This is a genomic window from Flaviaestuariibacter terrae (assembly GCF_054777635.1).
On sequence record NZ_BAAHAL010000008.1, the window covers coordinates 1,122,014 to 1,140,616 of the forward strand.

Below are 18,603 nucleotides of genomic sequence, written 5' to 3' on the forward strand. Positions count from 1 at the left end.
CAAGCTATAGCAAAAAGAGTGCAGGCTTGGCTCTTCCGCCAATGCCCCGCATATCGCGGCCGGAAAAAAGGGGCACAGCGGCGCGTACGCCTTTTATCAGCGCAGCTTGGCCACGAGTCCGACACCAAAATACGGGAACCGGAAGCGGGGAAGGTAGGCGCGGCGGTTGACCGGGAATTGTTGCAGCACGCCGTTGATTTCCAGGGAGGCCAGCGCGCGCTTCGGAAAGTGCATCGTATAGCCCGCCAGCGCATTGGTAAGCTGTGTGATGTCGAAATAGTCGTATTTGCGGACGTACAGGTCCTGGCGCCGGTCGTCGAATACCTGGAGCAGCGTTGCCTGCAGGTGAAAGTTGCCTGCTCGGAGCCAGGTTTGCAGACCGCCGCGTACGATGTCGCGATCGTCGATTTCGACGTTGGGGTTTTCAGTGATCAACGTAAACGGACCGTTGAGCGCATCGGTAAGCATCCGGTACCGGTCGCGGTACAGGTTGGCTTGCAGCGTCCAGGTAACGTGGCCGTTTTGCACCGGTACACCCCGCAGCGAAAGCCCGACGCTGTTGCGCTTCGCCGGCGTCCAGCTCGACACAATACCCATCATGGTCATCGACCGGGCCTGTACGCTTTCCTTCGAATGGATCCATTGCAGGGAAAGACCGAGCCTGTCATCGAAAAAGCCGGCGTGGAGGTAGTGCAGCCAGCTTTTCGCCATCGGCTGTTCGCCGTAGGCAGCGAAGACGGCCGGATTGGCCTGCGGATCTTCGTCGAGGAGGCCTGCTGTGGCCGTGTTGATACGGCGTTCGCGGTAATCGGTACCGATCTCGAGGCGGCTCAGGTGCTTGCCACCCAGGAGCGACAAGGCATCCATGCGGAAGGCGGCCTGCCACATCCCGGTATCCACGCGGGGACTGCCGAAGAAGCGGTCGCCCTTCCGCTGGTCGAACGTATAGCTGACTTCGGCCTGCAGGAATTTCCTGTAGTCAAAAACGAGCGCGGGTGTTAATTCCAGGTAGTGATCTTCCGTCTTAATCCAGCTTTTTCGCAGGCCGGTGAGCTCGCCATTGCGCCGCGTTTCCTCGTAGATGTCGGCACTGTTGCTTCCATCGCTGTATTGGGTCTGCAGAGCGGCTTCCAGCCGGAAGCTGCGGCGCAGCAGCACGTCGTAGCTGGCTCGGTTCGAGAGGTACCAGCGGCGCAGGTGCTGGTGGCCATTGCCGGTGATCCAGTAGTCGAGGCCCGGCGCCATGGCGTGATGGGCGTTATCGTCCGACCGCGTTTGCCCGCTCCAGGACGCCTGGAAGCTGTTGTGAAAGCGACCGCTATCGTAGCGGAGGCCGGTCTGAACTCCAAGGCTCCCGATGATCTTCCGTTGCTCCCGTTCCATTACGTGGGTACCGTTGAGCACAGACCCGGCGCTGTCAGTTCCGGTAAGCAGTGTACCGAGCACGGCCGCCTGCAGCCGGAAGCCCCGGCCCAGTGTCCATTGCCCGAAGTTGCTGAGGCGGTAGCGCTCGCGCCCATTGCCGGTAGCATCGATCTGGGTGCCGCCGGAAATGCTGCGCCACTGCGAAAGCGTGGGTATGCCGTAGCGCGTGTAGGCAAAGGCGCTGCTGAAAGCCGCCTTTCCGAATTGTTTTCCCAACACGGCTTCAACGTGTGCAAAGGGCGCGCGCTGCCCGCCGAGATTCGGGGCATCGTCGGTATAAATAGATTCCTGCTGCGGAAACCGAACGCCTCCGTGTACGTACAGGTCGCCGGCCTTTTGCCCGGTGATGGTTTTGATGACGAAGGTGCCCCGTTGAACGGAGCTGCCGCGGATGATGCTTGTGCCCTGCGGGTAAAATTCGATCGAAGCGATCTGTGACAGGTTGAGTGATTGCGGGTCGAGCCCGATGGCGCCGTCGATGACGAAGGAGTAGTCCTGCGCGCGGATGCGGTCGGTGGCCACGAAGGGAAAGGCGCCGTTGACGACGTCCATAAAATTGCTGGCGGGTATGCGCTCGATATCGGCGCGAAGAAGCGTGTAGAGGGGGCGGTAGGTGGCGCTAACGCTCTGGGCCAGCTGCGTGCTGCTGTCGCTGGCCTGCTGGGCGTTGAGGGTTGCGGCCGGCAGCAATGCCAGCAGGAGGATAGTTGTCGTTCTCATGCAGTGTAGGTTTCGGCGCTAAGGTAATTATTCGGATGCTTGCGCTGAAAGCGTTTCGCATCAGGCAGGTACCCTGAGTTGGTCGCCCCCTATCTTCATGCTCTTAATCACCCTTAACAAAGACCCCATGGCTACCGAACAATACCACGAGCCCGCCAGTGAGCTCTCCCAGGAAACCCGCACGTTTGCCCGCATGATCACCTCGCTGATCGAGGAAGCCGAAGCCATCAACTGGTACGAGCAGCGGATATCGGTGGAGAAGGACGGCGATGCCAAGGCCATCATGCAAAACGCGCAGCAGGAAGAGTTCAAGCACTTCGGCATGGACCTCGAATTCCTCCTCCGCCGCAATGATAAATGGCGCACGACGCTCAAGGCGATCCTGTTTCACGACGGCGACATCGTGAAGCTGGGCGAGAAAGGCGAAGAGAAGGCGGAATAAAAAACGGTCGGCGTTCCGGCTAAAGTTGGTCCGCACGCTACTTTTGGCGCTGCACAAAGTCCGGCTATGTTCCTGATCAACCTTACCTACCGCGTGTCGCCCGACGTTGTCGACACGCACCTCGATGCCCACCGCGCCTTCCTCGACCGGGGATACGCGGCGGGCATTTTTATCTTCTCGGGGCCCAAGGAGCCGCGCAGCGGCGGCATCATCCTGGCCCGCGGCGACTACGACAGCGTGCTGCGCCTCATTTCCGAAGACCCGTTTTACGTGAACAGCATAGCGGAGTACCACGTGCAGGAATTCCAGCCCACGAAGTGGGACCCGGGCTTTTCGTCATTTGTTTGAAAGCTTAGGAGCGCGCCGCCGATACGCGCGTGGCCGTAGAGATAGAACGGTATTTCTACGGGTTTCGCCGTAACAGCTTGTATTTTTTCCGCGTATACCCAGCCGCTGCCCAGGCGAGCTGGAAGCCTACTTTCCCTTCGAGGAAGCCGAGCTTTAGTACATAATCCTTAAAGAACGTGGCCAGGGGCGACAGCAGTCTTTTCGGAAGCGTGGCCGTACGGCCCTGCGCCCGGTAGCTTTCGGCCGTGAGCCGTGCATAGGCGTCGAGCTTGCGGCGGTAGTCCTTGAGCGAGCGCGCGGTGCGGTGGATGATGGAGCCCCGCAGTGTTTCAATCAGGAGCGGCCCGTTGGGTACTACCTTTTCGTGGATAAGCGCATCGTTCCAGTTGCATTCGTCGCGGTGAAAGAGACGGATGCGGAAATCCTTGCCCCAGCCGCCCCAGCGGATAACGCGCTTGCCGAGGTGGTTGCGCAGGCGGAGGCGGTAGGCCGTGCCGGGCTCGGGCTCCAGCGCCATCAGTATTTCTACAAGCTGCGTACCCAGCCACTCGTCGGTGTCGAGGCAAAGCACCCAATCGTAGCGGGCGAGGCGCGTGGCCGCGCGGCGCGTGGGGCCAAAGCCGAGCCAGGGGCCCTCGTGCACGGGCACGCCCATGCCGGTCACAAAGGCCACGGTGCCGTCGGTGGAGCCGCTGTCGTATACCACGATGTCGTCGGTAAGGCCGCGCACCGAATTGAGCGTGCGGTCGATCCCTTCGACGGCGTTTTTGCAAATGATAACAATGGAAAACTTATTCGGCATAGTCCCTTGATTCCGGCGTGAGCCACTTCCACCACCATAATACGAGAAATACATAGAGGTAGACGCCGTACTGCACTTCGAGGCCAATATCGAACAAAAAACTAAATGCCGCGGCGATATTCAGCAGGAGCCAGTGAAAGCGCCAGCGCCCGGCCCTCGTCCACAGCGGCGCCAGCAGGCAGGCGGTGAACAGGATGACCCCGATCCAGCCGGCGCCAAGGCCGTAGATCAGCCACTCGCTGCTCGGGTAATAGCGATCGCTCTCGAGCATCCCCGGCACATTGGCGTCGTACCAGGCATTCGTAACGGGAAAGATATCGCCGAAGCCAACGCCGCCGGGGTGCTGCAGCAGGAGCTTCCAGCCCGCGCGGATGCTGAGGAACCGGTTGCCGTCGTTGACGCCCGGGTGGTATTGCGCGGCACGCACGAAGCCAAGGTCCCAGCCAATGTACTGCACGCGGTTGCGAAAGCTCGGGAGCACCTGCAGCGCGATCAAGGGAAGCGCCGCCAACGTTGCGACGAACACAATACCGAGCAGGAGGCTTCGCCGCCGCCACACGTAGCGTAAGGCAAGCGCGAGCAGGATGATGTAGTAGGCGCCGAGGCCGGTGCGTGCGGCCAATACGTGCAGGTAGATCGTGAAGTACACGAACAGCGCCGCCAGCAGCCACTGCGCCTTTTTGCGTGCGCCCTGGCCCAGCACGAAGAGCAGCAGCACGGCCGCGCTCACGAGCCAGCTGAAGCGGACATGATCGTTATCGAGCGGTGTGCCGAAGGTGCGGCTGTAACGGAAACCGTTGTTGGCCGATTCGAAATCCCGCAGGTAGCCCCACAGGCTGGCAGCGACGCCGGCCGCCACGCAGGCGAGGAAGAACCAGGCCAGGATCCGCCATTGCCGCGGCGACAGCTGCCACGCGCCCGCGAAGGCAATCGGGAAGAAGAGCAGCGGCAGTTTGATCCGCACGATGGTCGTCCACTTGTCCACGTCGGTGCTCCAAAGCCCCGACAGGAGCGGGACCAGGAAGAGCACGCTCATTGCGAGCAGCACCGGCGTTCGCACAAGCCGCTGCAACTGGGCGCCAATCCCCCGGTGAATCGTTGTGATGGCCACGAAGGCGATGAGGGAAATGGAAAGTCCCGCGCGCGACACGAACAGGCTTAGCACAGAAAGCAGTAAAAGCCCCAGCAGCACGGGCTGCCGGTACTTCGGCGGGAGCAGCATAGCGTTCAAAGCTAACCAAAAAGCGTCGCAAGCGACGGAGAGAAAGAACGCAGATCCGCCTTTGGCGGATACGCAGATTGTTATGATTGATCATGATTTTCAAAAACGTTTATCTGCGTTAATCTTAACTATCATAAAGATCTGCGTTCTTTCTCTCCTGAGAATGCCCCTTACTTTTGCCCCGATGCAACCCGACTGGCAACCCCTGTACGCTGCGTTCCGAACCGGAGATACCCGCGCCCTGGCGCGGCTGCTTTCCTTTGTGGAGAACGGCCTTCCCGGCTACCGGCAGCTGCTGGCGGCGCTCGAGTGGCCCGAGGGCGCGCACGTAGTGGGCATCACGGGTCCGCCGGGTGCGGGCAAGAGCACGCTTACCGACGGTCTTATCGGCGCGCTCGTGGAGCGGGGAAAAAAGGTCGCGGTGCTCTGCGTGGATCCTTCCTCGCCCTTTAACCTCGGCGCCGTACTGGGCGACCGCATTCGCATGAGCCGCTGGTACACGCATCCCTCCGTATTTATACGGTCGCTCGCCACGCGCGGATCGATGGGCGGGCTTCACCCGCGCATCCTCGAGCTCACCGACGTGCTGCGGGCTGCGGGCTTCAACTACGTGCTGGTGGAAACCGTGGGCGTGGGCCAAAGCGAGATCGAGATCGCTGGTCTTGCCGATACAACCGTGGTGGTACTGGTGCCCGAAGCCGGCGACGAGGTGCAGACCATGAAGGCCGGCCTGATGGAGATCGCCGACATCTTCGCGGTCAACAAAGCCGATCGCCCCGATGCGGCGGCCTTTTTGAAGAACCTGCGCCAGATGCTCGCGCCCGCCTTCTCGCACCGGAGCCACGAGATCCCGATTCTCGCTACAGTGGCACAGGAGGGCAAAGGGATCGCCGAGCTCGCCGCGGCCATCGGGAACGACCTGCAACAGCCACATGCCTCCGCACGAAAAGAATGGCTACTCGCCGAGAAAGCCTGGCAGCTGATCCAGGCGGAGCGGATGAAAGACGTGAGCAAGGAAGGGCTGCGTGCGGACATCCGGGCTGCCGGCGGGAAGCAGACGATCTACCAGCTGGTGGACAAGTACCTCGGGCTTTAGGGCTATTTCACCGCTTCCGGATGTTACGCGCTGGCTGTAGTCGTTGAGTGCGGCATCCCGTTTCTCGCAGAGAGCACAGGGTTATCTTTCCGCTGCCGCGGAAACGGCAGCGAGCAGGGAGTTACGTGCTCAGGCGGACGAGGTAAGGGCGCAATGTCTGTAGCCCCGGGTCGCAGACCCGGGGGATATCGACGGCAGCGGAAGGCGCGCCCTGTAGGGGCGCACGGTTTATTACGGGAGGCTTTTAGCCCCCGTCTCCACAGCACCGTAGAAACACTGTTCCATCTTTGCTACGGAAGCATCCCAGCTGAATCCGGTTGTGATCAATCGCTCGCCGTTAGCCGACAGGCGGGCGCGGAGCTCCTCGTTGCTGATGACGGTATGCAAGGCAGCCGTCATTGCCGCTACGTCTTTAGGTGGAACAAGCAGCGCCGTTTCGCCATCGATCGCGTAGTCGGCGTGGCCGCCGATGCCGGTGCACACCACGGCGCAGCCGCAGGCCATTGCCTCGGCGGGCGGCAGGGCCCAGCCTTCACCGAGGCTGGGGCTGAAGAAAACGGCATTGCGGTTATACAGCTCCACGAGGTTGCCGGGTTGCTTGTGGTACGTGATCCAGGACGGCAGGGCCGGAGGCGCATCGAAAACGCCAAACAGCGTTACCTGTAATGCGGGAAGCTGCCGCTGCAGCGCCTCAAGCGCTTCGAGGCCAAAGGACGTACCCTTGCGCGGCTCTTTCGAATAGAGCATGATCACCGAGGCGGCGGGACGCGCGGCGGGCGGCGTTTGTACACGGAAGCGACCGCTGTCGATGGCATTGGGTATGTGCACGGCCTCTACACCGGCCTCGCTGCGCAGCAGGTCCTGCAGGTAGCGGGCAATCACGAGCGGGCGCGTGCGGAGGCGGTACGACTCGTGCACCTTATCCACCTGTCCGGCCCAGGTTTCGTAGTCCTGTACCAGCTGGAAGGGCTCGCCCTTCGCGGGCGACAGCGCGCTGAGGGCATAGGCCATCTGCCACCAGGTAGACAATACCACGTCGGCATCGGGGAGGTAGCGGTCGCTGATCTCGGGAACAATCACCGAAGGAATGCCGCTGTTAAGCGGGAACCACTTTGGTCGCTTTGCGCCGCGGACGGCGTACACGAGCTGCTTCCACCACAGCGGCGACTTCATTTTTTTAAACGGCCGGCGTATCGAGTGAAAAACCTGCACCTGGTGCCCGCGCGCCTGGAGGCGGTTGGCGTACTCGTACATGATCTTGGCGCCGCCGACGGGCTTCGTCATCGGGAAGGGAAGCACGATCGATATGCGGAGGGGCCTCATGATACTTTCTCGATAGTAGGGTTGAAGTTGATGGCGCTGAAGGAGGCCTGCCAGTTCGTTTTGATAAAGGCCCATTGGTGATCCTTTCGCTTGCGCAGGATGCGGAAAGGGATCACGAATACACGCTTGAAAAACCGGCCCCAGAACTTGCCCTTCCGCATGCGGTAGGTGTGCAGCTCGTTGCGGATGCCGTAGCGGTACTTCCAGAGGCCCTTCACATCGTCAAGGAAAATGTCGGAGAAGTGATTCGTGGGTGTTTTGTGCAACACGACGCTCGCAGGCAGGTAGCCGCCGATAAAGCCGGCACGCGTGATCCGCTCGGTGTACTCGGCGTCGTCGTTCCAGATAAAATATTCCTTGATCGGCAGACCCACTTCCTGCACAGCCGCGCGGCTGAGGAGCAGTGATACAAAGCTCGAGGCATTCACCAGGAAGAAGCCATGCGCGTCGTACAAATTGAACGGCTTGCCGTGCGTGTAGGTCTTGATGTCGGGCAGATTCATCAGGTGCGGCGTGCCATCGGTCCAGGTGGCCTTGCTGCCGAGAAAGCCGATCCGATCCGTAGAACTACTGGCAGCCAGCAGTGCTTCGAGGGCGCCCGCTGTCGGGATCGTGTCGTCGTCCATCAGCCAGGTCCAGTCGGCGCCCGCGGCGTAGGCGCTTTTGACGCCGGTATAGAATCCCCAGGATCCGCCGCGGTTGGGCTGCGTGATGGTTTCCACGGGTTGGGTGGCGAGCCAGTCGCCCGTGCCGTCGGTGGAGGCGTTGTCGACCACGAGTATGGCATCGGGCCGCCGTGTTTGAACGAGCAGGGCCGCGATGCATTCCTTGAGCAGGGCGAGGCGATTATAGGTGACGACGATAGCGATGACCTTCATGCGGCGGCAAGGTACGATACCGGTCCGAAAGCGGCGGCAATAGCGGCCCATTGACCGTTTTTAGGAGGCTTTTGGGAGCTGTTTTCCCTTTCTTTGCGCCTCATTCTCCTACTATGAGCATTCAGAACCGGGCCCTCGTGCTGCTGGCCGCCTACGATTACGAATCCCTCGCCATCACGCTGCAGTCGCTGCCCCATACCGTCGACCCCGCCGAGAAGATCGTGGTGGTGGTCAACGGCAGGCGCGGGCATATCGCCGGCGAGAAGACGGAGCGCGTGGCCCGCGAATGGGCGCTTGAGGCTCCCAACCGCTACGTAGTCCGCCCGCTCAGGTCGGGGCTCAGCGCCTACCAGGCGCTCACCGAAGCCTTTGCCCACTACGAGCCGCTGAAGAACGTGCAATACATCTGCAAGATCGACGACGACCTTATCCCGCTGCGCCGCGGCTGGGTCGACCGTCTCGATGCCGCCTACGGCGAGCTGTCCGCACAGGGACCGGTGGGCTTCGTGACCGGCCTGATCAACAACAACAGCTGGGGCTTTGCGGAGCTCGTCACGATCTTTGGCAGGGAGGAAGAATACAAGCGCCAGTTCGATTACGTGCACGTCGCCGGCGACTCCGCCGAGCGTCGCATCGCTCCCGGCGCCATCGACACCGGTGTGGGCGGCTCGGTGTGGACCTATCCCTACCTCGCCTGGTGGATCCACCAGTGGACCACGCTGCAGCCGGCTCAATTTGTTGCCGGAACGCAGGGCGGCGGCCGCAAGCAGATTCCCGCCGACATTCACTACTCGATCGGATGCATCTTTTTCGAAAAGTCGTTCTGGCTTTCGATGGATGTGAACACCTTCGCCACCGACTTCGACGAGAAGATGCTGCATTACTACTGCAAGGACGGGCGCCACAGCAAATGGGCCCTCCTCGACGAGCCGATGATCCATCTCTTTTACCGCACGCAGCGCCAGGCCAACGCCGAAATGCTCCCGGGCGTGAAATCCGCGCTGGCGGCGTTCTTCGGCGCGCCTTCCTTCGAGGACATCAAGTCCCTGGCGTTTGAAGACATACTGCCGCTGCTCGAGGAAAGCCTCGGCGACATACGTCCGCGGGTCAATTACATTTTCAAAAAGCTGGCAAAGCTGTCGTTCATGAAGAAATGGCGCGAGAAGCGCCGCCTCCGCCGCTTTGTCGACGGTCAGTAAGCAGCCTGGAATTATACGCGGTCGGCAACCGGGCGGAACGAAAGAGACGCAATCGCCGTTTGCCACACAACCTTGATAAAGGCCCAGCGATGGGCCTTTCGCTTGCGCAGGATGCGGATGGGGAATACGAAGAGCCGCTTCAGCAGCACCTTGCGGTATTTGCCGGCGCCCTGCCGCGTGCGGATAAAATACAGCTCGTTGCGGAGCCCGTGCCGGTATTTCCAAAGATCGCGGGGCTCGTCTTCGAAGATGTTGGAGCCGTGGTTGAGCGGCGTCTTGTGCAGCACGACGCTCCGCGCTACATAAAGTCCGGGCATGCCGCCGCGCGCAATGCGATCGGTATACTCATGGTCGTCGGTCCAGATGAAAAATTCCTTCAGCGGCAATCCTTCCTTCTCAACCGCGCGGCGGTTGAGCAGCAGCGATACGAACGTGCTCGAAAGCACGGTCAGCGCGCCGGTGGCATCGTAGCGGTTGAACGGCGTTCCAAGCGCATACACGCGCAGGTCGGGGAGGTTCATCACGTGCGGTGTGCCGTCGGTCCACTCGGCCTTGCTCGAGCAGAAGCCTGCGCCGGGCACGGCTTCCGCCACGCGGAGTAATTCTTCCAGCGCCGTTGCTGTCGGGATCGTGTCGTCGTCCATCAGCCAGGTCCAGTCGGCGCCGCGGGCATAGGCTTCGCGGATGCCGGTATAAAAGCCCCACGAGCCGCCGCGGTTGGGCTGCGTGATGACGTCCACGGGTTGCGTGGCCAGCCATTCGGCCGTGCCGTCGGTGGAGGCGTTGTTGATCACGAGAATGGCATCGGGGCACCGCGTCTGCGCGAGCAGTCCGGCGATGCATTCTTTCAGCAGCGGGAGGCGATTGTAGGTTACAACGAAGGCGATGACGTTCATGAAAGGGCGACGGCGAGCTCTTTTTTGGCTTTCACCAGCGCCGAGCCGATCACCTGGTGCATGTCGTAGTACCGGTATTCAGCAAGGCGGCCGCCAAAGATAATATTCTGTTCGAGGTCGGCCAGCTCCGAGTACTGCTTGTAGCGCTTCGTGTTCTTGTCGTCGTTCATCGGGTAGTACGGCTCCATGCCGCGCTGCCAGGTGGCGGGATACTCGTAGGTGATGACCGTATGATCCTGCGTGCCGAACTCGAAGTGCTTGTGCTCGATGATGCGGGTGTAGGGAATATCGCGCTCAGTATAGTTGATTACCGCGTTGCCCTGGAAGTTTGCTTTCTCGAGCGTCTGGTGCTCGAAGCGAAGGCTGCGGTATTCGAGCTCTCCGAAGCGGAAGTCGTAAAACTCGTCGAGCGGACCCGTGTATACCACCTTGTCGGCAAGCGAGTTGAAGTAGGCGCGGTCGGCGAAGTAATCGGTATCGAGCTTCACATCGATCCCTTCGAGGAGGCCGTCGGCGAGCTTGTTGTAGCCGCCGATTGGAATGCCCTGGTACTTGTCGTTGAAATAATTATTGTCGAACGTAAAGCGTACCGGGAGGCGCTTGATGATAAAGGCCGGCAGCTCGGTGGCGCTGCGGCCCCATTGCTTTTCGGTGTAACCCTTGATCAGTTTTTCGTAGATGTCTTTGCCTACCAGCATGAGCGCCTGCTCTTCGAGGTTCTGCGGGTTGCTGATCCCCAGCGATCCGATCTGCTCCTGGATCTTCGCCTGCGCCTCTTCCGGGGTGATGACGCCCCACAACTGGTAAAAGGTATTCATGTTGAAGGGCAGGTTGTAGAGTTTCCCTTCGTAGTTGGCAACGGGCGAGTTGGTGTAGCGGTTGAATTCGACAAAGGAGTTCACGAAGTCCCAGATCGGCTTGTCGTTGGTGTGGAAGATGTGCGCGCCGTAGTAATGCACGTTGATGCCTTCCACGTCCTTGCAGTAAATGTTGCCGCCTTTGTGCGCGCGCTTGTCGATCACGAGGCAGCGCTTGCCGGCAAGACGGGCCTGGTGCGCAAAGGTGGCGCCGAAGAGGCCTGCGCCGACAATCACATAATCGTATTGTGCCATCAGAATTGAATGATTTTTTTATGTTTCATGGATTGCAGGATGCGATCGGCGACCGCGCGCACCGAAAGTGGTGGCCTGCTCCCGGCGTGGTGCAAAAACTTTGCCCGTGCGGCGCGCAGCTCCTTGTAGCGGTCCATGAACTGCCCGAGCGCCAGCACAAAAGCCGTTTGCCCCGTTACGAGGCGGAGCAGCGTTTCGGGGATGAGTTGCAGGAAATACAGGTAGCGCTGCGCCCGCGGGAGGTGCAGGGCGTGGAGCAGCATCTTGTTGCGGTTGTATACGATGGCCACCTCGCGCTTGCGCTCCGGGGTGCGGATCGTGGTGGACGTTTTGTGGCGGCAAACCGCGAAATGCTCGTACCAGCAGGTATAGCCGAGCCGCCAGGCCCGCAGCGACAATTCGTAATCTTCCACGTAAAAAGGCGAGAACAGCTCGTTGAGACAGCCGATGTCGAGAAACACCTGCCGGCGCACGAGTGCATTGGCGCCCGAGAGGTACATCGACAGGAGGCCGCCGCGCATGTCCTCCTCAGGTTCCACAAGGTAGTTGCCCGATGTTTTGATCTTGACGCCGTGGAAGAACGGGTACTTGGCGCCTTCCTGCACGATATCGTCGTTCCAGCCCACGATGCGGCCCATCACGCCAAAGGTGTCGGGGCGGTCGAAGTAGGGGAGCAGCGGTGCAAAGTAGCCGGGCGTCAGCTGCACATCGCTGTTGAGGAGCAGCACGAGGTCGAAGCGGGCCGCGCGCACGCCGTGGTTGACGGTGACCGAGAAGCCGCTGTTGACGCTGTTTTGCAGCAGGATGATGTCGGGGTAATTCGACCGGAGCCAGGATACCGAGGCGTCGGTGGAGGCGTCGTCGACCACGATGAGCTCCCAGGGCAGCGCGAGTTCGCGCAGGGCGGCGTACACTGTGGGCAGTGTATGCGGGAAGAGAGCCGTGCCGTTGTAGTTGGGAATGACGACCGAAACGCCTAGCATGGGCGCAAAATAAGCTATTCGCCCTCATTGCGGCGCCACCAGCGGTAGCCAAGGAAGCCGATGATGCTCAGGGGCGTTACCATCAGGTAGATGATACCGGTGTTGAGGCCCTTGGCCGGCTTCTCGCCCAGTTGCTGCGCGGTCTTCGTGCAAATGGAGCACTGCGCCTCCGCGGCGAGGAGGGATGTGGAGAAGAGCAGTACAAAGAGGCCTTTTTTCATCAGGCTACAAAGGTAGGAGATGATGCCCGGCGCCGCAAGCGGTGGAGCGAAAGAACGCAGATTTGTTATGATTTTTAGGATTTGCGCGAAGATTTTCCCTGGCAGGCGCAAGCAACGTCATAGCAAACCTTAATGATCCGCGTATCCACCGCAGGTGGATCAGCGTTCTTTCGCTTGTGTCACGCCGCAATCCTTCCCGAAGTTCTGCCTGATGTGATCCGACAGGCACTGCGCCCGCGCCTGCGAGAAGGGGTGCGTGCGCAGGAAATCTTCGACACGGCTGTATTCGTTTTCCTTACCGGCCATCTCGCGCCAGAAGTTCACCACGGTGCAGAGGTCGAAGCCGAGCTTGTTGGTGAGGTTGATGCCGTAGTAGTCGGCCTCGAGCTCGTTTTTCTGATTGAAGGAGGCGGTGAGGATGCTCTTAAGCTGGAGGTAGGTGCTCCCGCCGTCGCCGAAATATTTGTCGGCCAGCTCCATGTCCTGAATGCTTTGCTTGATGTGGCCGGCTTCGGAGTGGCCGATCTCGTGGCCCACGATGGCGTAGAGCAGCGCGTCGTCGTTTTTGCAGCGCTCCCACATGGCTTTTGTTACATAAATGCGGCCGCCAAAGGTGAAGGCGTTGAGGGTCGTGTCGTCAAGCGTATAAATGTAATAGCGGATCGCCGACGGCTGCGAGCGTTGCGCCAGCAGGTCCTGCAGCACCTTGTCAAGCTTGGCCTGGATGGCCTTGTCCGTCACAAGCTTCGATTCGCCGGTTTCGAGGAGATCCTTGTGGAAAGCCGCGCCCCAGGCCGTCTGCACAGAGTCGGTAATGTCGCGTTTCGACACGGCCAGGTCGCGGATAATGCCCGTTACCTTTTCCACGCGCTGCTCCGTGGGGTCGTTGGCCACGGAGGAATCGAGGCAGGCAAACGAGTAGGTAGTGGCGTCTTTTTTCGGCGGCTCGCTGCCGGGTAGCGAAAGGTCGTTGCAGGAGGCGAGTACGGCCAGCAGGAAAATGAGGGGCTTCATAGCGGCACCTGTGCAAAGAAGGGGCCAGAGGAATATCGAACAAGGAACAAGGAACAAGGAACAGGGAACAAGGAACAGGGAATGATGAAAGAAGGGGAGAATGGGAATGAAAAAAGGGAAGCCATTTCTGACTTCCCTTCGCTATTGAAAATTCCTTGTTCCTTGTTCTGCTGTTCTACACCGCTTCTGCGCTCATGCGCTTCGATTGCTTCTTGCGCTCATCCTCGTCGAGGATCACTTTCCGCATGCGGATGAAGTTCGGCGTCACCTCGATGCACTCGTCCTGCTGGATGTATTCCATGCACTCCTCGAGGGTCATCTCGCGCTTGGGCTGGATGTTGGTGGCCGCATCCGAGCCGGAGGCGCGGTGGTTGGTGAGTTTCTTGCCTTCATTGGCATTCACCACGATATCGCCGGGCTTGTTGCTTTCGCCGATGACCATGCCGCGGTACACCTCTTCACCCGGATCGACAAAGAAGTAGCCGCGATCCTGGAGCTTGTCGAGCGAGTAACCCGTGGTGCTGCCGTTGTCTTTGGCGATGAGCACACCGTTGTTGCGGCCGGGGATCGGTCCTTTCCAGGGCTTGTATTCGGAGAAGCGGTGGTTCATCACGGCTTCACCGGCGGTGTTGGTGAGCATATTCGTACGCAGGCCGATGAGGCCGCGCGAGGGAATGTCAAATTCAAGGTGCTGCATCTCGCCTTTCGTTTCCATGATCAGCATCTCACCCTTGCGGCGGGTTACGAGGTCGATCACCTTGGAGGCGTATTCCTGCGGCACGTCGACCACGAGGGTCTCGAACGGCTCGCACTTGGTGCCGTTGATCTCTTTCACGAGCACCTGCGGCTGGCCGATGGTGAGCTCGTAGCCTTCGCGGCGCATCGTTTCGATGAGGATACCGAGGTGGAGGATACCGCGGCCGTACACCAGGAAGGAGTCGGCGGAGTCGGTGTCTTTCACGCGGAGAGCGAGGTTCTTCTCGGTCTCTTTCATGAGGCGGTCGCGGAGGTGACGCGAGGTCACGAACTTACCGTCCTTGCCGAAGAAGGGCGAGTTGTTGATCGAGAACATCATGTTCATCGTCGGCTCGTCGATCGAAATAACGGGCAGTGCTTCCGGCTCATCGAAATCGGCAACCGTGTCGCCGATGTTGAAGCCTTCAAGGCCTACGATGGCGCAGAGGTCACCGGCAACGACTTCGGCAACTTTTTTCTTACCCATGCCTTCGAACACGTACAGTTCGCGCACGCGCTGCTTCTTTACAGAGCCGTCGGCCTGCATGAGGGAGATGGGCATGTTTTCCTTGATCACACCGCGGGCCACGCGGCCGATGGCGATACGACCGAGGAAGGAAGAGTAGTCGAGGGAGGTTACCTGCATCTGCAGCGAGCCTTCGCGCGATGCGTTCGGGGGCGGCACATGCTTCAGGATACCGTCGAGCAGGGGCTCGATACCTTCGATCTCCTGGAGCGAATCGTTGAACCAGCCGTTCTTGCCCGAACCGTAGTAGGTGGGGAAGTTGAGCTGCTCTTCGGTAGCGTCGAGGTTAAAGAAAAGCTCGAACACGGCGTCGTGCACCTCGTCGGGGCGGCAGTTGGGCTTATCTACTTTGTTGATGATCACGATGGGCTTCAGGCCGAGGGCAAGGGCTTTGCCGAGCACGAAGCGGGTTTGCGGCATGGGGCCTTCGAAGGCATCCACGAGCAGGCAAACACCGTCGGCCATTTTGAGCACGCGCTCCACCTCGCCGCCGAAGTCGGCGTGGCCAGGGGTGTCGATAACATTGATCTTAACGCCTTTGTAGTTTACGGCCGCGTTTTTCGAGAAGATCGTGATGCCGCGCTCGCGTTCCAGGTCATTGTTGTCCATGATCAGCTCGCCGGTCTCCTGGTTCTCACGAAACACGGAGGTGGCGTGCAGGATCTTGTCCACCAGGGTCGTTTTACCGTGGTCGACGTGGGCAATGATGGCTATATTTCTGATGTCCATAAGTAAATTAGTGCTTCGATTTCGCTGCGCTCCACTCAGCAGGACAATGGAATTTTCTCCATTAATTCCTGCTTTGTCCGACGGGCCTTTTGTCAGGCTGAGCGCAGCCGAAGCCTTCGGAGGCGCAAAGGTACGCCTTTGGGATGGGGTATCCCGGGCCGTGGCGGACTTTACAAAAACTTTTCGTTGTATGGCCGGGCTTTGCCGGTGATGCCGTTTCGCCAGCAGACTGTTAAAGCCTGCGGGCCGGTAAACCCCCAGGCCGGCATTTCCTTCTTAATATTGAATCAAATTGAAAACGTATGAAACGCTTTTTACTCCTCCTCTCGTTTTTAGCCGCTGTGACCGTCGTATCCGCCCAGAAGTTTGGGGGCCGGGCTTCCGGCGAAGCTTCCTGGCGACTGCTCTGGGGTAAAAAGACCCTTCTCCGGGCGACCCAGGAAGACGAGACCGCCAATGTCGTCAGCCTCCGCCGCTCCGAGTTCCGGAAGAAAAACAGCCTGTCGCTGGCTTATTTCGGTACCGAAAAGGGCTGGAAGCGCAGCCTCAGCATCGTTGGTGCCAACGACGCCGAGCTTTATAAGAAGGACGGCAGCACGTTCCTGCTCAGCAGCAGCGCCCTCGCCCGGCTCGCCAAGGGACAAACCGAGCTCAAGATCTACACCATAGCGATCCCCTCCGATCCCAACGTGGCCGCAACGGTGCGTGTGCGCCGGGTGCACCTCGTCACGATCCGCCTGATGTAAGTCGGCCTCCAGCAAGAGAAAGAACGCAGCTCCTTATGATTGTTATGATTAGTAAGATATCTGCGTAAATCTTAATAATCATACTAAATCTGCGTTCGTTCTCTCAATTTTGCCGCATGCGGCACCTGCTCCTCCTGATCAATCCTATTTCCGGCGCCAAAGGCAAGGCGGCCCTGCCCGCCATGGTCGAAGCGCGCTGCAAGGCCGAGGGCTTTCGCTTCTCGCAATACCCCTCGGTGGCCGATGGCGACTACAGCTACCTCGACCCGGTCTTTGAGAACGAAGCGGTGACCGACATCGTCATTGCCGGAGGTGATGGCACCATCAACGCGGCGGTGAACAGCCTGCGCAAGCACGGACTTCCCTTCGGGATCCTGCCCTGCGGCTCGGGCAACGGGCTTGCCTTCAGCGCCGGGATCTCGGCGAAGCACGCGCTGGCCCTCGAAACCGTGATCAGCGGCACGCCCCATCCGGTGGATGCCTTTACGATCAACGGGAACTTTGCGTGTATGCTCTGTGGCCTCGGCTTCGACGCACAGGTGGCGCACGACTTTGCCGCCGACCCCAACCGCGGGCTCAAAACCTATATCAAAAAGACCGTATCGAATTTCTTCAGCGCAAAGGCTTATCCCTTCCTGCTTACTTCCGGCGACCGCGAGCTCGACACGCAGGCTTTCTTCATTTCCATCGCCAACAGCAACCAGTTTGGCAACAACGTCACCATCGCCCCGAAGGCTTCGCTCAGCGACGGCCTCCTCGACATCGTGGTGGCCACGCGCCAGACGAAGCTGGGACTGCTGCTGCAAACGGCGCGTCAGATCGCGGGGTACAACGAGGTGCAGAACGAAGTGGCCAACGACAAAGCCGGGATCATTTACTTTCAAACCGACAGCATCGACATCTACAACCCTGCCGGTGCACCGCTGCATATCGACGGCGACCCGAGCGAGACGGCGGAGCATTTCGAGATACGGGTGATCAAGGGAGCGTTTCTGCTGCACATGCCGTGAGGCATCCTTGGGAGAAAGAACGGAGATTTTTTAGGATCTGTTAGGATTAGTCATGATTCGATCGCTGGTAAAAAGAATCCGCGTCAATCTAATCAATCATAAGAGATCTGCGTTCGTTTTCTTAAGGCCGGATGATCCCCGCTTCCACGGCTTTCTTATACTGCCCGCAAGCCTTTGCAATGACATCTTCCAGCGCTGAGAATTCAAAGCCCGGCAAGGCTTCCAGGATCGCTTTGTTGTCGAACGACGTACGGCTATGGGCCACGCGCGCGCTTTCCCTGGTGAGGAGGGCCTTGCTGCCCGTGAGTTTTGCTTTCACTGCCTCCAGTCGCCAGGCGATTTCGCCGAGCAGCGGCGTTGCCTCGCGCGCGGGTCGCGGCTTGCCAAAGCCATCGGCCATCGCGTTGAGCAGCTGGTGAAAGGACCAGTTGTCGCCGTTGACGATAAAGCGCTCTTCGCTGATGCCGCTAAGCAGTAGATCTACGGTTGCGCGCGCCGCGTCCTCCACGCCCACGAAGCCATTGATGCCCTCGGTATACCAGGGAAAGCCGCGCCAGGCGTTGCGGAAGATGGCGCAGGAGCTTTGCTGCCAGTCGCCGTAGCCGAGGATGGTACTGGGGTTGACGATCACGCCGTCGAGGCCTTCGGAGAAGCCGCGCCATACCTCCATCTCGCCTGCATGCTTGCTGACGGCGTACTGCGTGTTGCTTTTGGTTTCCGACCACTTTTTCGTTTCATCGACAAGCCCGCCGGCGCGGGTGCGGCCCAGCGCCGCTACCGACGATACGTAGGCGATGCGGCGTACACCTTCCTCGAGCGCAACGTTGACCACGTTGGCCGTGCCGTCGCGGTTCACCTGCATCAGTCGCCGGCGGTCGGCGCTGTGAAAGGATACGAGCGCTGCCGCATGAATAATGCGATCCACGCCCTGCATGGCGTCGGCAAGGGCCATCACGTCGAGGATGTCGCCTTCGACCCATTCCACTTTATCAAGAATTTCCTGTTCGATAAAGAACGGAAGCTTCGGCGAGCGGCGCAATGCGCGCACGGGCTCGCCGCGCTGAACGAGTTCCTTAAGGATATAGGCGCCGAGGAAGCCGGTGCCGCCGGTGACGAGCGTTTTAGTTGACAAGTTGTTCAGTTGATTCGTTGATAAGTTGATGGGTTGACGAGTTG

The 18,603-nt window shown here is 59.9% G+C and carries 18 protein-coding genes; 6 read left to right on the top strand and 12 right to left on the bottom strand.

Going from position 1 to position 18,603, the window contains the following annotated elements; all coding sequences use genetic code 11:
• Positions 1 to 96: 96 nt before the first annotated feature.
• Complete coding sequence (locus ACYU7Z_RS12955; RefSeq protein ID WP_460571091.1) at positions 97 to 2,145, bottom strand: hypothetical protein; 2,049 nt, start codon at positions 2,143 to 2,145, stop codon at positions 97 to 99.
• Positions 2,146 to 2,272: 127 nt separating this feature from the next.
• Here ACYU7Z_RS12955 and ACYU7Z_RS12960 point away from each other — a divergent pair, with 127 nt between their 5' ends.
• Positions 2,273 to 2,587 carry a ferritin family protein gene (locus ACYU7Z_RS12960; protein ID WP_460571093.1) on the top strand — a complete coding sequence of 105 codons (315 nt, stop codon included), beginning with the start codon at positions 2,273 to 2,275 and terminating at the stop codon, positions 2,585 to 2,587.
• 66 nt (positions 2,588 to 2,653) lie between these two features.
• A complete protein-coding gene (locus tag ACYU7Z_RS12965; protein ID WP_460571095.1) occupies positions 2,654 to 2,935 on the top strand; it encodes a YciI family protein in 282 nt (93 codons plus the stop codon).
• A 55-nt stretch (positions 2,936 to 2,990) separates the two neighbouring features.
• Here ACYU7Z_RS12965 and ACYU7Z_RS12970 read toward each other — a convergent pair whose 3' ends face one another.
• Together ACYU7Z_RS12970 and ACYU7Z_RS12975 are read right to left on the bottom strand one after the other, a co-directional pair.
• Entirely contained in the window at positions 2,991 to 3,737 is a 747-nt protein-coding gene (locus tag ACYU7Z_RS12970; RefSeq protein ID WP_460571097.1) for a glycosyltransferase family 2 protein, read from the bottom strand.
• Positions 3,727 to 4,959, bottom strand: a complete 1,233-nt coding sequence (locus ACYU7Z_RS12975; protein WP_460571099.1) for an O-antigen ligase family protein — start codon at positions 4,957 to 4,959, stop codon at positions 3,727 to 3,729. The genes ACYU7Z_RS12970 and ACYU7Z_RS12975 overlap by 11 nt, the downstream gene beginning before the upstream one ends.
• 184 nt (positions 4,960 to 5,143) lie before the next feature.
• On the opposite strand from ACYU7Z_RS12975, the gene meaB reads away from it, so the two are divergent.
• Entirely contained in the window at positions 5,144 to 6,055 is a 912-nt protein-coding gene (gene meaB / locus ACYU7Z_RS12980; protein WP_460571101.1) for a methylmalonyl Co-A mutase-associated GTPase MeaB, read from the top strand.
• Positions 6,056 to 6,286: 231 nt separating this feature from the next.
• On the opposite strand, the gene ACYU7Z_RS12985 is transcribed toward meaB, so the two are convergent.
• Positions 6,287 to 7,378, bottom strand: a complete 1,092-nt coding sequence (locus ACYU7Z_RS12985; RefSeq protein WP_460571103.1) for a glycosyltransferase family 4 protein — start codon at positions 7,376 to 7,378, stop codon at positions 6,287 to 6,289.
• On the bottom strand, positions 7,375 to 8,256 hold the full coding sequence (locus tag ACYU7Z_RS12990; RefSeq protein ID WP_460571107.1) for a glycosyltransferase family 2 protein: 882 nt from the start codon (positions 8,254 to 8,256) through the stop codon (positions 7,375 to 7,377). Before ACYU7Z_RS12990 ends, ACYU7Z_RS12985 begins: the two co-directional genes overlap by 4 nt.
• Positions 8,257 to 8,369: 113 nt before the next feature.
• Here ACYU7Z_RS12990 and ACYU7Z_RS12995 point away from each other — a divergent pair, with 113 nt between their 5' ends.
• Positions 8,370 to 9,455, top strand: a complete 1,086-nt coding sequence (locus ACYU7Z_RS12995; protein WP_460571109.1) for a hypothetical protein — start codon at positions 8,370 to 8,372, stop codon at positions 9,453 to 9,455.
• Between the two features lie 11 nt (positions 9,456 to 9,466).
• Here ACYU7Z_RS12995 and ACYU7Z_RS13000 read toward each other — a convergent pair whose 3' ends face one another.
• From ACYU7Z_RS13000 to typA, 6 genes are all read right to left on the bottom strand, one after another.
• Positions 9,467 to 10,351: a glycosyltransferase family 2 protein gene (locus ACYU7Z_RS13000; protein ID WP_460571111.1), complete on the bottom strand. Its 885-nt coding sequence runs from the start codon at positions 10,349 to 10,351 to the stop codon at positions 9,467 to 9,469.
• A complete protein-coding gene (gene glf, locus ACYU7Z_RS13005; RefSeq protein WP_460571113.1) occupies positions 10,348 to 11,463 on the bottom strand; it encodes a UDP-galactopyranose/dTDP-fucopyranose mutase family protein in 1,116 nt (371 codons plus the stop codon). Before glf ends, ACYU7Z_RS13000 begins: the two co-directional genes overlap by 4 nt.
• Positions 11,463 to 12,446 (bottom strand): glycosyltransferase family 2 protein, encoded by a 984-nt coding sequence (locus ACYU7Z_RS13010; RefSeq protein ID WP_460571115.1) that lies wholly within the window; start codon positions 12,444 to 12,446, stop codon positions 11,463 to 11,465. The genes glf and ACYU7Z_RS13010 overlap by 1 nt, the downstream gene beginning before the upstream one ends.
• Before the next feature lie 14 nt (positions 12,447 to 12,460).
• Positions 12,461 to 12,667: a hypothetical protein gene (locus ACYU7Z_RS13015; protein ID WP_460571117.1), complete on the bottom strand. Its 207-nt coding sequence runs from the start codon at positions 12,665 to 12,667 to the stop codon at positions 12,461 to 12,463.
• A gap of 159 nt (positions 12,668 to 12,826) precedes the next feature.
• Complete coding sequence (locus ACYU7Z_RS13020) at positions 12,827 to 13,681, bottom strand: M48 family metallopeptidase (RefSeq protein WP_460571119.1); 855 nt, start codon at positions 13,679 to 13,681, stop codon at positions 12,827 to 12,829.
• A 175-nt stretch (positions 13,682 to 13,856) separates the two neighbouring features.
• Positions 13,857 to 15,671 (bottom strand): GTP-binding protein TypA/BipA, encoded by a 1,815-nt coding sequence (typA, locus tag ACYU7Z_RS13025; RefSeq protein WP_460571121.1) that lies wholly within the window; start codon positions 15,669 to 15,671, stop codon positions 13,857 to 13,859.
• 302 nt (positions 15,672 to 15,973) lie between these two features.
• Between typA and ACYU7Z_RS13030 the strand changes: the two genes are divergently transcribed.
• Both ACYU7Z_RS13030 and ACYU7Z_RS13035 read left to right on the top strand, forming a co-directional pair.
• Positions 15,974 to 16,417 (top strand): hypothetical protein, encoded by a 444-nt coding sequence (locus ACYU7Z_RS13030; protein WP_460571123.1) that lies wholly within the window; start codon positions 15,974 to 15,976, stop codon positions 16,415 to 16,417.
• Positions 16,418 to 16,533: 116 nt separating this feature from the next.
• Complete coding sequence (locus ACYU7Z_RS13035) at positions 16,534 to 17,427, top strand: diacylglycerol/lipid kinase family protein (protein WP_460571125.1); 894 nt, start codon at positions 16,534 to 16,536, stop codon at positions 17,425 to 17,427.
• Positions 17,428 to 17,548: 121 nt separating this feature from the next.
• Here the strand turns inward: ACYU7Z_RS13035 and ACYU7Z_RS13040 are convergent, their stop codons facing one another.
• Positions 17,549 to 18,559 carry a Rossmann-fold NAD(P)-binding domain-containing protein gene (locus ACYU7Z_RS13040; RefSeq protein WP_460571127.1) on the bottom strand — a complete coding sequence of 337 codons (1,011 nt, stop codon included), beginning with the start codon at positions 18,557 to 18,559 and terminating at the stop codon, positions 17,549 to 17,551.
• Between the last annotated feature and the right edge of the window lie 44 nt (positions 18,560 to 18,603).